10 protein-coding genes and 1 pseudogene are annotated in these 14,722 nt (G+C 46.4%); 3 read left to right on the top strand and 8 right to left on the bottom strand.

Annotation, left to right across the window (positions count from 1 at the left end; genetic code table 11):
• The first annotated feature begins 96 nt into the window (after positions 1-96).
• Positions 97-2,583, top strand: a complete 2,487-nt coding sequence (locus tag RH949_RS00055; protein WP_446351538.1) for a substrate-binding domain-containing protein — start codon at positions 97-99, stop codon at positions 2,581-2,583.
• A gap of 202 nt (positions 2,584-2,785) precedes the next feature.
• Here the strand turns inward: RH949_RS00055 and RH949_RS00050 are convergent, their stop codons facing one another.
• The 4 genes from RH949_RS00050 to RH949_RS00035 all read right to left on the bottom strand — a co-directional run bounded on the left by RH949_RS00050 (position 2,786) and on the right by RH949_RS00035 (position 8,581).
• Entirely contained in the window at positions 2,786-3,229 is a 444-nt protein-coding gene (locus RH949_RS00050; protein WP_446351537.1) for a hypothetical protein, read from the bottom strand.
• Positions 3,230-4,120: 891 nt separating this feature from the next.
• Positions 4,121-5,023: a polysaccharide deacetylase family protein gene (locus RH949_RS00045; RefSeq protein ID WP_446351536.1), complete on the bottom strand. Its 903-nt coding sequence runs from the start codon at positions 5,021-5,023 to the stop codon at positions 4,121-4,123.
• Between the two features lie 600 nt (positions 5,024-5,623).
• Positions 5,624-7,186, bottom strand: a complete 1,563-nt coding sequence (locus tag RH949_RS00040) for a bifunctional pantoate--beta-alanine ligase/(d)CMP kinase (protein ID WP_446351535.1) — start codon at positions 7,184-7,186, stop codon at positions 5,624-5,626.
• A 270-nt stretch (positions 7,187-7,456) separates the two neighbouring features.
• Positions 7,457-8,581: a septal ring lytic transglycosylase RlpA family protein gene (locus tag RH949_RS00035; protein WP_446351534.1), complete on the bottom strand. Its 1,125-nt coding sequence runs from the start codon at positions 8,579-8,581 to the stop codon at positions 7,457-7,459.
• Between the two features lie 440 nt (positions 8,582-9,021).
• Between RH949_RS00035 and purM the strand changes: the two genes are divergently transcribed.
• On the top strand, positions 9,022-10,065 hold the full coding sequence (purM, locus tag RH949_RS00030) for a phosphoribosylformylglycinamidine cyclo-ligase (protein ID WP_446351533.1): 1,044 nt from the start codon (positions 9,022-9,024) through the stop codon (positions 10,063-10,065).
• Positions 10,066-10,188: 123 nt separating this feature from the next.
• On the opposite strand, the gene RH949_RS00025 is transcribed toward purM, so the two are convergent.
• The 4 genes and pseudogenes from RH949_RS00025 to prfC form a co-directional block, all read right to left on the bottom strand.
• Positions 10,189-10,233 carry a hypothetical protein gene (locus tag RH949_RS00025; RefSeq protein WP_446351547.1) on the bottom strand — a complete coding sequence of 15 codons (45 nt, stop codon included), beginning with the start codon at positions 10,231-10,233 and terminating at the stop codon, positions 10,189-10,191.
• A complete protein-coding gene (locus RH949_RS00020; RefSeq protein ID WP_446351532.1) occupies positions 10,217-10,348 on the bottom strand; it encodes a hypothetical protein in 132 nt (43 codons plus the stop codon). The genes RH949_RS00025 and RH949_RS00020 overlap by 17 nt, the downstream gene beginning before the upstream one ends.
• 27 nt (positions 10,349-10,375) lie before the next feature.
• Positions 10,376-10,625 (bottom strand): annotated as a pseudogene (locus RH949_RS00015) (hypothetical protein).
• Positions 10,626-11,037: 412 nt separating this feature from the next.
• Positions 11,038-12,666, bottom strand: a complete 1,629-nt coding sequence (gene prfC / locus RH949_RS00010; RefSeq protein WP_446351531.1) for a peptide chain release factor 3 — start codon at positions 12,664-12,666, stop codon at positions 11,038-11,040.
• Between the two features lie 453 nt (positions 12,667-13,119).
• On the opposite strand from prfC, the gene RH949_RS00005 reads away from it, so the two are divergent.
• Positions 13,120-14,505 (top strand): sensor histidine kinase, encoded by a 1,386-nt coding sequence (locus RH949_RS00005; RefSeq protein WP_446351530.1) that lies wholly within the window; start codon positions 13,120-13,122, stop codon positions 14,503-14,505.
• Positions 14,506-14,722: the final 217 nt, after the last annotated feature.

The following is a 14,722-nucleotide window of genomic DNA, read 5'->3' as shown; positions in this document are numbered from 1 at the left end:
TTCTCAACGCTTTGGGAAACCACCGCTTAGACTGACACCGTGCTTATGGCAGGATAGCAATACACAGCTTAACAAGGCTTGGTAGGAGCAGCAGTTATGGTTAAGGGTAACCCAAAAGGATTTCTGGGACGTTTATTTCAACAATTTCGCAGCGTTGAAGGAAGTCGTATTTTCCATCGCTTCAAGACGATCCCAGGTCGCTTTCGAGCCATCCTACTGCGGTTCGTCCCAGCCCGGTTACTTTGGTTATTTCCATTCCTACAAGATGAACTGAAACAGCGTGCGCCGAGTTTGGATGAACTAAAAGATCGCATGGCGGGTAAAACGAAACCCGGTGAAGGATTAGAAGCCGAAGGTGGCGTGGTGACAGAAGTCGTCGTTCCGCCAGGGGTAAAATCCCTCTATCCGGAGTATCGCTGTGTTCGGGGAAATCCCCTTTACTGTGAATGGGTGCAACAAACCCTGCTCGAACAACCTGGTGCCAACTATTGTACTCAATGTGGATTTCCGACGCTGTTACCGCCAGAAACAAAAATTCGCGGGCGTCGGGGAACCTATCAAATTGAAGGCTTCCTCAAAAATCGGGGTAGAGGTCGTCTTTATCAAGCCCTGCAACTCCCCACTCGTCAACCCGTAGTGATTCGGGAATACCTGCTACCCGATCGCTATTTTAATGTCCAAGAAAGTCAGTTACGCAAAGAAGCCTTTGTCAATCTTGCTGGTGTCACCTTGGCTGATGGGCGGGTGCAAGACTTTCGCCTCGTCTCTCCGTGGGACGCGATCGCAGATCCCCGGTTTGAACGCTGCTATTTAGTCAGCCAAGGGGCATTAGATACCTATCCTACCCTAGCCAGTTACTTGGCACAAACCGGGGCGATGACCAGTTATCAGGTGCGACAAATCCTGGAACAAGTCCTGCAAAGTTTAGAATTTCTCCATGGACAAAAATTTCGTCTCCCGTCGGGTTTAGTCCAAGAGGGACTCACCGATGGCAATATCAGTTTAGATAGTTTACTGATTGTTCCTACTTTCCAAGGCTTTTTTATCTATTTGTGTGACCTCCTCTTGTGGGAAGGACGATTTGATCCGCCCTTACTCGAACGTCCTTTAATCTCTGCCAAAAAGGATTTACAAGACTTGGGGTATGTGGCATTTTATCTTTTAAACGGCGGTACTCATGATCCGGTTACACTTCAACCCTTTAATCCCAGGATTACCAAGCATTGGTCCCTAATCCAACCCGTGTTTAAAGACTATATTTTATCCCTAATTGGCATTGGCACCTCATCCTTTGAAACCGCCGAAATTGCCCGCCGCGCTTTATTACAATTGCCCCCTGAATCACAAATTATCCCCCCCTTCTCCCAACCCGTAGCCGAAGCCGAGGCGAAGAAAAAGAAACGGCGGTGGTGGCGTCCTCGCTTATTATTGCTGCTTTTGCTACTCCTGTTGTTGGGATTATTAATCTGGTGGCTATTCGGCAGAAATCAACCCCAAACCGCGATGGACACCGACCCATTTCCCTGCTGTATTCAACAGGTATCCGGGATTCCGACGGGAACATTTACCTATACAGCAGAAGCATACGGAGCGTGGGATTATATCCTAGAGCAACCCAATTTAATTGCTAAGGATACCACCTTGGCAGGTGAATTGTACCAACGTCAACCGAAATTAGAGTTAAACTATCAACCTGTACCCTCTTGGACAGACGCGATCGCCCAGGTTCGGGAGGAGGAGGCGGAGTTTGCGATCGCGACTCCCCTGAATCCCCTAGGATTTGCCTTAGACACAGAAGAAGTGGCTCATGATGGCTTAGTTGTCTTTGTCGCCTTCAGTTATGCACAACGGGAAAATAGCTTACCCGCCGCCTTAAATGGGCAAATTAGCTTTGAGCAATTACGCTTACTTTACACCGGAGAAATTACCAATTGGCAAGAATTAGGAGGACCAAATCTCCCGGTTCAACTCTATGTTCCTCCCAGTGATCAAGCCATTGAACTGTTTAAGCAGCGGGTTCTGCGAGAGGATACGAATACAAGTAATATTGCCGAATTTGAAGCACTTCTGCAACAAAGTAACCAACCGAGTCGCTCATTTGCCAATTTAGGTCGTCCACCGATTATCCGCACCCAAACCTTTGAGACACTGCGACAAGTCATTCGGGATTTTGAGGGGCGAGACATTGGCGCGATCGGATTTGATTCTTTGAGTAAAGTATTAGGACAATGTTCAGTCTATCCCCTAGCCATCGTGGACGGAGAAAATGATGCGATTTCCCCCTTAGTACAAGATAACCGACAACCAATTACTCCGAACATAGACTTATGTAATGCTAAAGGGAGTTATGGTGCCAATGTGGAGGCATTTATTAGCCAAACCTATCCCTTAGCCTATCCCTTAGCTGTTATTTATCCGAGAGATAATAGCCGTCCCCCCATTGGCACAAAGTTTGCTGAAATTCTCAGAACTGAACAGGGGCAATGTTTATTGTCTAAAACCGGATTAGTCCCACTGCGACCCTATCTGGATTCTACATTCTGTACTCAGGAATTAGAAAGCGCTGAACCTGATAACGGATGAATAAGTTAGGGCTTGCTGAATTAATCGTGAAGCAATATTATACAAGGGTTTCAAGCCATTTTTTCACCCAAAAAGTGCAAGGTTTTTACACCCTTACACTCTTGCATCCTGAGATTTTCGCCGACATAAGCGCCGAATTTTACCTCAACAGAGGGTTGAAACCATTGCCCATTGCTTATTCCCTATTACCTCTCCCCCTGAATCAAATAGAGATTTTTGAAGCAAATTCTTCTAGGGTTGCCCATTCATTATCCATCTCGCTAAAGGATGTTAAGGAAATGAATAACCCTTCTATTTCCTTCCAGGCAGACTCCTGGAATTGAGGAACATTATCGGGTATGTTGATAGTCTCTTGATCCTCATAAAGCGGGAATTGGCTGAAGTGAGTGCTATCGTATAACCGATACTCTAGGTTATTTACCGCAGCCTGTTTTTTCTCTAAGGTTACTAGACTGTGATTTATTGTCTCCACTGTTTCTTGCTGTCCATCACGTTGGATTCTAGCTACTTCGGTAATTGTTTGGTAACCTTGTAAGCACTCACGAGAATAAAATGTCAACCCTACAGTTTCGGGATTTTTATCCTGTTGAATCATCTCGTTAAAATTGGCTCGAATGACCTGACGAATTCTATAGAATAATTCCATTTCTCAACTCCCTTGCTATGAGTGGCACTATTTTTAAGTGCTAATCGTTTACATTTCTTTACCTATTATGCTAAATCTACCTAGAAATAATTTTGTGTTCACAAACTCTTCACAAAATCTGCTTGACATTTGTCATACTCGCTTCGCGAGAAGCAAGCTACGTCATTCGTCAGTAGTGAGGGCTTTAGCCCTCTCCAGCTATGCGTTAAAGCACTAAAGTTATACTTGTAGGGTGCGTTAGGCAAATTTTTGGATTAACAGTTATTAATTCAGAACATAAGTACGCCGTAACGCACCAGATTTAATTGGGTGATGGGGTAACTTTAACTAGAGGAGTGGGAGTTTCCGTCGGTACTTCCCCAGCGCCTTCTAACATAATTTGACTAATTAGTTGATAGGTATTCAACCAACCTTGTTGTATTTCTGGGGTAAAATCATCTGGTTGAGGTAAAAGTGGTGACGGTTTTAGCAGGCAATATTGATACCAAGTTGCGTTCTATCATATCATTCTGAGCGAAGGGTGAAGCGAAGCTATAGCGAGGAACGAGATACGAGAATCTGGACAGATGCTTCGCGTCATTCCGTTTCACTGCATTCTGCTCAGCATGACAGATTCTACCTTAGACTGCAATTTGGTATGATGTCGATCAAGCAACCCAGAATGTGCTAATAACAATTGATATTGTTGAGCAAAAGCATCATCTCGTCAGAAAAAATTGACTAAAGGGCGACCCGATCAAATTAAATGAACACCGTTGTAAATTTGTGCAAGCAGGTCGCCCCTACAGGATAAACCAAGGTGATATATTCTCAATTAAATACTTAGTTAAGGTGCGTTACGCTACGCTAACACACCCTACCTATAAATCCTTTGCGTAAATCCTATTAGTATTAATCTGGCATATCCAATAATTCTGGCACGGTGACAAATTGATAACCACGCTGTTTGAGTTCAGTAATCAACTTCGGTAAAGCTTCCACTGTTTTAGAGCGATCGCCCCCGCCATCGTGTAATAAAATAATACCACCCGGTTGCGCGTCTTCAAGGGCGTTATTGATTAATTTTGGCACAGTAATCCGGCGACTTTGCCAATCTTTGGAATCGGCTGACCACATAATCACGGCATACTTTTTTTGGTGAGCATAGTTAACTAAGCCGTTATTTAAAATGCCAGCAGGCGGTCTAAATAATGCTGTTTTGACGCCAGTAAGTTTATGAATTAACTGGGCAGTTGTTTCCAGTTCCTGTGCCGCCGCCCATGGACTGTATTGGTGATAATGATGATTCCAGGTATGATTACCAATGGCGTGACCGTCAGCTACAATTTGTTTCAGTAGCTGGGGATGATTTTTAACTGTCTTACCCACTACAAAAAAGGTGGCTTTGATACCTTCTCGTTGAAGAATGTCTAAAACTTGGGGAGTTGTCTCTGATGAAGGTCCATCATCAAACGTGAGGGCAATCACCTTAGCCTTATTGTTGAGGACACGGGAACGAATAGTTTTGCCTTGAAATTCGACAGGTACGGAAAAGGTTAAGCGTTTGGTTTCTTCTTCTGCCAAATACGCCAACATTTGTTCATAGATCTCTTTTTGTTCCCCAATTAAGCCGTTGATTTGCAACCTTTGGGAATTCAACGATTCCTGTTGATTCAAATTCGGACTAGGGATCGCGAGTTTCGGGTTAACCGAACGCGCCACAGCCACACTCAAACTGGCAATTAAACCAAGGGTGGCAGCGATTAAGCTAATCGATAATTTATACTGCCAAACTAACTGACAAGGATTTGCCACCTTAAATCTCCTTCACTCCTCTGAATACACAGGCGGCACGTCATGGTTGTTTAACGGATCAGCAGTGTTTAGATCACTCTTGTTGCAGAATAATCAAAGCGGCGGGTTAATCTATCGCCAGACATAAACGCCTTGGCGTAGATCAACCCGCTTGATGAATTCTGATGCTAAACCCTGCGTCTCAATCGCTAAACGCAACCATTTCGGGGGATATTCAGTTCGCTGTAGGGCAACTGGATACCGAAATCCGCCTTAGTGTTAATGATTCTTTTGTTAGTTACGACGCAAATGGCAGTATATCCGGGATATTTTGTAAAAGGGTAGAGAGTAGAAGGGTAAGAGGATAGGAGTGTAGTAGCGTGCGTGGCACACCTTCTTTGGTAGATTAGCTTGGGTTCGTAGTAAGGGCTTTAGCCCTATATTCTGTTGGGTTTCCTGTCGTCAACCCAACCTACAACATATTCCACCAAATTAGGCTTATATCCAGAAACTGTAGGGGCGCAAAGCTTTGCACCCGATTCAATGGTGACAAAATTCGCCCTGTCTGAGGTTTAAGGGCGAAAACTATTTAATCCATGAAATGTCTGGATGAGCAGGCTTTTATCCTTGATGTAACGATGATGCTTTTTTATGGTATAGACTGATAATCTTATCAGTGACCTCAGGAATTGTGAAACCATCCGTATTAATTTCGATCGCGTCAGCAGCTTGGCGCAGGGGGGCTAAGGTACGAGTGCTGTCACGCTGGTCTCGTAATTGAATATCCGCCTCTAGCTGTTCTAAACTGACAGTACCTTGGTCTTCGCCTTGGAGATCTTGCAGGCGTCGGCGTGCCCGTTCTTGAACCGAGGCGGTGAGAAAAATTTTCAGTTCGGCGTCTGGGAAAACATGAGTCCCGATATCTCGCCCTTCAGCGACAACACCACCTTTAGACGCCCAGCGCTGCTGCTGTTTGACTAATTCGTGACGTACAACGGGGAGCGCCGCGATCGCAGAAACATTGGCGGTAACCTCTAACGAGCGAATCGCCTGGGTGACTTCTTTGCCATCAATCCACACCCTCAAACTTTGGGGTTGGGAACCACTACTGATCAAGGATATTTGACATTGACTCACCAATTCCGCGATCGCAGGTTCATCGGTGAAATCAATTCCGGCTTGCAGCACTCGCCACGTCACCGCCCGATACATGGCTCCCGTATCCAGATACATTAAGCCTAATTGCTGCGCCACTAACCGAGTCACCGTGGATTTACCCGCCCCTGCTGGTCCATCAATAGCAATAATCGGTCGGCGATTTCGCAGCAGACTATTATCAATTAAACGAGTTGAACCCAGACGAGCCGCGATCGCGAGTAATCCTTGGTCTTCTACTTGCTCTAAGGGGATCAAGGTTGTCGGATGAACTAATTCGATGTACTCAACTTGAATCTCCTCTATCCAGCTAAGTTCTGAGGTAACGGCGGCAATTAAGGAGGTGCGATCGCGCTCCCCAGCTTGGAACACATTTTGGGCATTTTGTAAACCCTTGTAGAGAATTGGAGCTTGTGCCTTTTGTGCTGGTGTCAAATACTGATTGCGAGAACTATAGGCAAGACCTGACGGCTCACGGGCGATCGAACAAGAGACGATAGTGACAGGTATATTTAGATCCGCGACCAAGCGGCGAATAATCGCCAATTGTTGAGCATCCTTTTGACCAAAATAAGCGCGATCGGGTTGCACTAGATTTAATAACTTCGTCACCACCGTCGCCACCCCCTGAAAATGACCCGGACGAGAATGACCACATAATATAGAAGTCATAGCTGGTGGGGGCATAACTTGAGTGAACTCAGTTGAGGTTTGCCGATCGGATGGGTCATCGCCATACAACTCCACCGCTGTGGGCGCAAAAATCACATCAACTCCTGCTTGTTGACAAAAGCGTTGATCCTCCTCCAACTGACGCGGATACTGCTGCAAATCTTCCCCAGGTCCAAACTGGAGTGGATTGACAAAAATGCTGACAATGACAATAGCATTTTCGCGTCTTGCCCGCTCGATTAAGCTCAGGTGACCGGGGTGCAACGCCCCCATCGTCGGTACTAAACCGACAGTTTTTTGGGTTCGATGACGTTCTAAGTGGCAGCGCAATCCCGCGATTGTCGTAAACAGACGCATGAGAGTTTAGTGGTTGGATCTTAGATCGATGTTAGCAATTTTGTCATTGGTCATTTGTCCTTTGTCATTCGTCATTCGTCATTCGTCCTTTGTCCCAGAAAGCTGGCACTCGGTTGGGGCGGGTTTAGTTACATCAGGGTGAGGTCACAAACGATAATGTTGACACTCACCCCTACACACCGAGCAGGGCGGGTTTAGTCGCATCTGGGTGCAAACCAAACGATAGTAGTAAAACCCGCCCCTACAACATTCAACACCCAAAACTCTTTCCTAGTAGTTGTCTAAAACCTCAATCCGTACAGGTGCTACACCCGTGCGGAGCAATCCTAGGACTCTGGCGGCGGCGGCGGAAAGGTCAATGACTCGCCCTCTGGTATAGGGTCCTCGGTCATTAATCCGCACGATAACGGAACGACCATTATTTAAGTTGGTGACTCGCACGTTAGTACCAAAGGGTAAGCTGCGATGAGCGGCGGTTAGGGCATTTTGATTAAATCGCTCACCACTGGCGCTGCGATTTCCGTGAAAGCCAGGACCATACCAGGAGGCAATACCCTTAACCTGGAAACGTACAGGACCCAGGGCGACTTGGGCGATTGTCTGGGCTTTGGGTTTGCCCTCAATTTCGCGTAGGGGGGGAGCATTACCCATCAAGCGTCGCAGTCGGTTCGTGGCTTGTCGGGCATCTTCGGTTAGGTTTTCGGTGGTATCGGGCAGGATAGTGTTGTCGTTAACTTGCACCAACTCCTGGTCGTTTACCTTGATGCTGTAGCAGTTACATGACTCATTCCAACGAACGGCGATCGCCTCTGCATCAATATTATCCCGATGCAGTTGATTGAGTTGAGCTGCAACCACTGTCGCCCGCCCTACGGCATCATCTGGATTGCCATTACTGGTCGGGGTGACACTAGGCGAGGCGGTATTGTCCAGTTGGCTTTCCTCTGAGGATTGATAACCAGACACCGTTTTTGATGAGGAATACTCGGGTTCAGCGTCATTTCCCAGAGCCACTTCTCCCACTTTGGTAACATTATTCGCCGTTGTCGGAGAACCTAAGAACGTCAGGACAGGGATGTCGCGCACATAAAGAGTAGCCGCCTGACGCCCATCGAGTGAATAGGCATGAATTTTAGCAATGATTTCTTCTGCTTCCCCAACTTGAGCCGTTGGGGATTGAAATTCTCCCACTTTTACCACCTCTGGTGGCTGAGGAGTTGGTTGAGAGGAGGTTGAGGGAGTGGTTTGCGGAGAGTGTAGCGCTTGAGCGGGAGTCAAGTTGCCCTCAGAACCTTGATCAACTGCCTGAGCTTGGTTAGCCGGATTGGATATCACTGTGCTGAGGGCTGTGGTTAAGACGGTAACAGTGAGACCACTCAAAATTCGCTGATTCATAAGCCTATAATCAAAAGCCTCTGGAATTCTACGTTTAGGGTTATGGGTGGTGATGCAAGAGAATTAAGAAAAATCTGCTGCAACTCATACTCATTTCGATTTCGCCCTATTTTTGTGGAACTGACACAGACTAACACGAAGTTTTGGGTTTGGGGATCAGTGATTTTTGGGAATCAGCGATAAGATTTTCAAAAGTGCGATATCATGTAATTTCCTCTAAAGCTTGATAGGGCAAGGATTTCCCGCTTTTTTCCCTCTCAGGAAATTTACGAGTTTCTTAACAAAACTTTACAATAGAGGCAACAAACCTCGACCGTCGCGGCGAAGGTTTTCCATCAATGCTGTAGGGGCGGGTTGATTCACATCGGGGCAGAAAAAAATGATAATAGTGAAATCCGCCCCTACATTTGGAAAAATTCTTTCATTCCTAGTGCTATCCCATGGATTATCGAGAAGCTGGTGTTGATATCGAAGCAGGTCGAGCGTTTGTACAGCAGATTAGAGGGCTAGTCCAAAGCACCCATCGACCCGAAGTTTTAGGTGGACTCGGTGGCTTTAATGGTTGTTTCCAGTTACCGATGGGATATCGCGAACCCGTTTTAGTATCGGGAACCGATGGAGTGGGGACAAAGCTGAAACTGGCTCATGAGTTAAATCGTCACGACACTGTGGGAATTGACTTAGTTGCCATGTGTGTCAACGATGTCTTGACATCTGGCGCACAACCCCTATTTTTTTTGGACTATTTAGCCACAGGAAATCTGAATCAAGCGCAACTCACGCAGGTTGTAGCAGGTATTGCTCAGGGATGTCGTCAGGCTGGCTGCGCGTTGTTGGGAGGGGAAACCGCAGAAATGCCTGGTTTTTATCAACCGGGAGAGTATGACATTGCTGGCTTTTGCGTGGGAATGGTGGAAAAAAGCGAAATTTTAGACGGTTCTCAGGTGCAATTGGGAGATGTGGCGATTGGTTTAGCCAGTCAGGGGGTTCACAGTAATGGGTTTAGTTTAGTCCGCAAAATTGTTAGCGATTCAATTAACCAGGAATCGCCGTTAAGTTGGGATAGCTGTCCCGATTTACTGGGAGGTCAACGTTTAGGAGATGTGTTGCTGACGCCGACTCAAATTTACGTGAAACCGATTCTGGATGCGCTACAGGCTGGGATTGAAATTCATGGTATGGCTCACATTACAGGTGGCGGTTTACCGGAGAATTTACCTCGGTGTTTAGGTCAAGGGCAATCGGTGCAGATTGAGCCGAATAGCTGGGAGATTTTACCGATTTTTAAGTGGCTTGCTGAGGCGGGTCAAGTGAGTCGAGAAGAGATGTTTAATACGTTCAATATGGGGATTGGGTTTGTGGTATTGGTATCATCTGTTCAAGCCGAAAAAACCTGTCGTTGGTTTGAATCTCAAGGTGTAACGGCTTATCGGATTGGGGAAGTAGTTGAAGGTTCGGGGGAAGTGGTTGGTGTATCAGGTTAATTAGGATTTGCTGAATAATTTGCCATGGCGATTGAAATCGCTGCTACACAAACAAAGTCCGCCTGCGCGGACTGGGTTATAAGGGGGGTAGTTAACCCGGATTTGGTATCATTCATCTTTATTTTACCTTCTCAGCTTTCTATGCGGAGTTTCAAGGTATGGATTCATCCCAGGAAAGGGGGAAGGCATGGTGCGATCGCCAAAATACTATTTTATTGATCGTAGCTGATTTATCCAGATGGGTTAGCAGCATGAGGACATCCGATGGATGCCGTTTATTCATTTCGATACCCGCCGGTTTGTCCAAACCCTAGTGGCGGTTGCTATACTTACGACGTTGTTCGTCAGCAAACTCTGGGAAAGAGCGAAATCGACCCTCCTCAAAATCATCTAAACCTTGCTGAATGCCTTTAATCGCTTCCTCTGAATCTTGTTCTTCCCACTCTAAAACACGAGCAAGTAATTCAGATGCAACAAGACCAACATCTTGACCTTGCCGAGCGGCTTTGTCGCGCAGTAGCGCTTCTAAGCTCTGGGTTAAGGGTTACAACAATTGCCATAAAGCGACTTCCTTAATTGAATTTTTGTGTAGCTAAATTACTTAACGACTGGCTAACGTTGTCATAGATAGCATCTTCCTCGCTGTATCCGGAAAAGAATTGCTGGACTGTAAGCTGTCATGCATTTAAATTGGGTATTAGTAGCGAGCAAGATGCAAAGCCTGCGGCATGGCTTCGCTAAAGCCTGCGGCATGGCTTCGCTAAACGCACTACAAGGATTTCGCCATTATTGATATTAAGGTTTAAATGCCGAATAGCTTAAATTGTGACCAGGTAGTTGTTTCAGTCAACTCAGGCTCAACATCAGTCCGCGCAGGCGGACTTGGTTTGTGTAGCTGCGAATTCCATTCGCCATCTGTTTTTTCTTGGTCTTTATTCCCCTCTCCTCGCAGGAGAGGGGTTAGGGGAGAGGTCACAACGAATCAGGTTCCTGTCCCGACGCCACAGGCGCTGTTGCATTCAACTGCAACTCTGGATGATCCCCAATCACCTGCTGTAAATTCCACTCATTCTTAAACAACAAAACCGGACGCCCCCAGTTATCTTTCACCACCGCCGTGTTAAACAACCGTCCCGCTTTCTCTAAAGCCTGCCACCCCCCAGCTACCCAACGGGCAACACTATAGGGCAACATATCCAATAACGTTTCGACGCCATATTCATTCTGTAAGCGGAACTGTACCACTTCAAATTGCAACTGTCCCACGGCGGCTAAAATTGGGTCGCGCTTGGACTCATCCACAGAGTACATAATCTGTATCGCCCCTTCTTCGCGCAACTCAGTTACCCCTTTGTGGAACTGCTTGAATTTAGAGGGATTGGGATTTTTCAAATAGGCAAATAATTCTGGAGAAAAGCAAGGAATCCCTTCATACTCCAAGCGCTTGCCATTGTAAATCGTATCCCCGATCGCAAACACCCCCGGATTATTTAACCCAATCACATCCCCTGGATATGCCACATCCAAAGATTCCCTCCCTTGGGCAAATAATTTCTGAGGTCTTGACAACCGTACCGTTTTCCCAGTCCGCGCATGGTTCACAGTCATGTCCTTGTCAAATCGACCCGTACAAACCCGGACAAATGCCACTCTATCCCGGTGTTTGGGGTCCATATTGGCTTGCAGCTTAAACACAAATCCGCTGAAGTCGGGATAGGTTGGTGGCATTTCCCCCTCGGTAGACTTGTAGGCTTCGGGTTGCATGGCGTACTCTAAAAAGGCATCCAAAAACAGCTTGACGCCAAAGTTGGTCATCGCACTGCCAAAGAATACAGGCGTCATCTGACCCTGATGCACCAACTCTAAATCTAAATCGGGTCCAATCCCCTCAATCAGTTCTAACTCTTCTTTCAACTGATAATACAGGTCTTGATCCAGCAATTTTTCAATCCGGGAATCCCCCAAATCGATTACCGTATCTCCCGCTTCCTTACTCCCATGTGCTGTTCGTTCAAATAAGTGAATTTGCCGCAGACGGCGGTCAAACACGCCCTTAAAGCGATCGCCCATACCAATGGGCCAATTCACGGCATACGTCTGTAACCCTAACTCCTGCTCAATTTCATCCAGCAGTTCCAAGGGTTCCCGCGCCGGACGATCCATTTTGTTCATAAATGTGAAAATCGGTAGCGATCGCATCCGACACACTTCAAACAACTTGCGCGTCTGTGGTTCCAACCCCTTCGCCGCATCCACCAGCATCACTGCATTATCCGCCGCCGCCAATGTGCGATAGGTATCTTCACTAAAATCTTGGTGTCCCGGCGTGTCCAGCAAATTAATCTGGCGAGCTTTATACTCAAACTGCAACACCGTCGAGGTAATCGAAATTCCCCGTTGTTGTTCCATCGCCATCCAATCTGACGTTGCCTTTCGCTGCGCCCGTCGTGCTTTCACCGCCCCGGCTTCGTGAATCGCACCTCCATATAACAACAGCTTCTCGGTTAGCGTCGTCTTCCCCGCGTCTGGGTGGGAAATAATCGCAAAATTCCGTCGGTGTTCAACCGCCGTTTGCAGTTCAGCCTTAAGTTCAGTGGACATTCAAAACGCCTAATTACGGAACACTCAGCCTTCTATTATAGAAGTTGAGCTTCTGTGTCGGTTGGCTTGAGTTAGTATTTTCTATATCCTAAGTCATAAATCGTCAAGCTTTTTTTATCAAAATTAACCCTATAGGCTATAACCCTAGAAGGTGTAGTTTCTGCTAATTTTGGGGAATACTGAAATTAGCGCCGTTTGAGTCAATCCAATTGCTTCAGGTTCAAACGTTAACAGGGTGAGAACTTTCTCCTTATTTTTTCTCCTTATTTCTTGGCTAGAGGGTTACATCCTCCACCATCAAAAATCAGGGTTAGTAAGGGGTAACAAGGAGGCGTGGGGTTCCTGACTGTATGCTGAGTCATAGTTCACTGTTTCACGGATCACTGATTGAGTCCCCTCAAACCGTTTTAATTTTACCAGATAAGAGCTGATTATTGACTAGAAGGAGACATTATGCAGTCGTTTATCACGCACAGTTTGACTGCCCCACTTTTCATGCCTCATGGCAACTGCTACCTGTGGAAGCCCGGTTTAGTCTGGCTACATCTTCTATCCGATGGGTTTATTGCCCTAGCTTATGCCTCAATTCCCCTAACCTTAATCTATTTTGTTTATCAACGACGGAATTTGCCGTTTTCCCGGATCTTTCTCATGTTTGCCGCTTTTATCATTGCCTGCGGTACTACTCATGCGATGGCAATTTGGACGATTTGGCATCCCGATTATTGGCTATCTGGATTAGTCAAAGCAATCACAGCATTAATTTCGGTCTATACTGCCCTAGAATTAATACCATTAATGCCCAAAGCCTTTGATGTTGCCAGTGCGGTGGAACTTGAAGCTGCCAATAAGCGTTTAGAAGCTGAAATTAGAGAACGTCAGCAAACCGAGGTTGCACTCAGGCGATCGCAGGATGAAATCCAGCAAAAAGCCACCCTCTTAGAAAAGGCGTTGCGCGACTTGCAACATGCCCAAGCCCAATTAGTTCATACGGAGAAAATGTCCAGTTTAGGACAACTCGTCGCCGGGTTAGCCCATGAAATTAATAATCCAGTTAACTTTATTTTCGGGAATCTAGTCCATGCGAAAAATTATGCTCAAGATTTACTGAAGTTAATTTCCCTCTACGATAAGCACTATCCTCAACCTGTCCCAGAAATTCAAACGACAGCGGAACAGATGGATTTAGCGTTTCTGCGAGACGACTTACCTCACCTACTCGAATCAATGGAAGTGGGAACCAAGCGGATTCGTCAGATTGTGCTGTCGTTACGCAACTTTGCCCGGATGGATCAAGCTGAAGTCAAGGCGGTAGATTTACACGAAGGGTTAGAGGGTACATTGCTGATTCTGCAAAATCAACTCAAGGCAAAACCGGGATATGCGGAAATTAACATTGTCAAAGAGTATGGAGACTTACCCAAAGTCGAATGCTACGTGGGACAACTCAATCAGGTGTTTATGAATCTCTTGAGTAATGCGATCGATGCGTTAGAGGAATCAAGAACCACGGATAATGGACAAAATCATCCCACAATTCGGATTCGGACTGAAGCGATCGCACCTAACCAAGTTGCGATCCGGATTATCGATAACGGTCCGGGAATGACTGAGAAAACTCAGCGTCAACTCTTTGACCCCTTCTTTACCACCAAACCTGTGGGGAAAGGAACCGGATTAGGACTATCCATTAGCTATCAAATCGTCGTCGATAAACATCAGGGTCAGCTGAACTGTCGATCCGCACCGGGACAAGGCGCAGAATTCGCGATCGCGATTCCGATTCAGCAACATCGACAGCAACAAATACCTCAGCCAGAGGTGAGTTTGACGGCGTGAAGGGGATATGAGGTATAGGGTATGCAAATGCAAGTAAGATCACCGACTTCTCCAAGAAGTCGGCGATCTGTGTACCTTATAGAAACGCCGTAAAACCCACATCCTTTTAGGTGTGGGATATAAGGCGGGTCATCGGAGGTACGGAGATGACCAAACTATCTGGTCTTCTGATTTTCAATGTAACGCTTAACCGTCTCACTACTGACATTTCCCGCCG

Origin of the sequence: Coleofasciculus sp. A1-SPW-01 (assembly GCF_040217205.1) — a bacterium.
In the GTDB taxonomy this organism is placed as follows: Bacteria; Cyanobacteriota; Cyanobacteriia; order Cyanobacteriales; family Coleofasciculaceae; genus Coleofasciculus; species Coleofasciculus chthonoplastes_A.
This window is presented reverse-complemented; position numbering and strand designations above follow the sequence as displayed.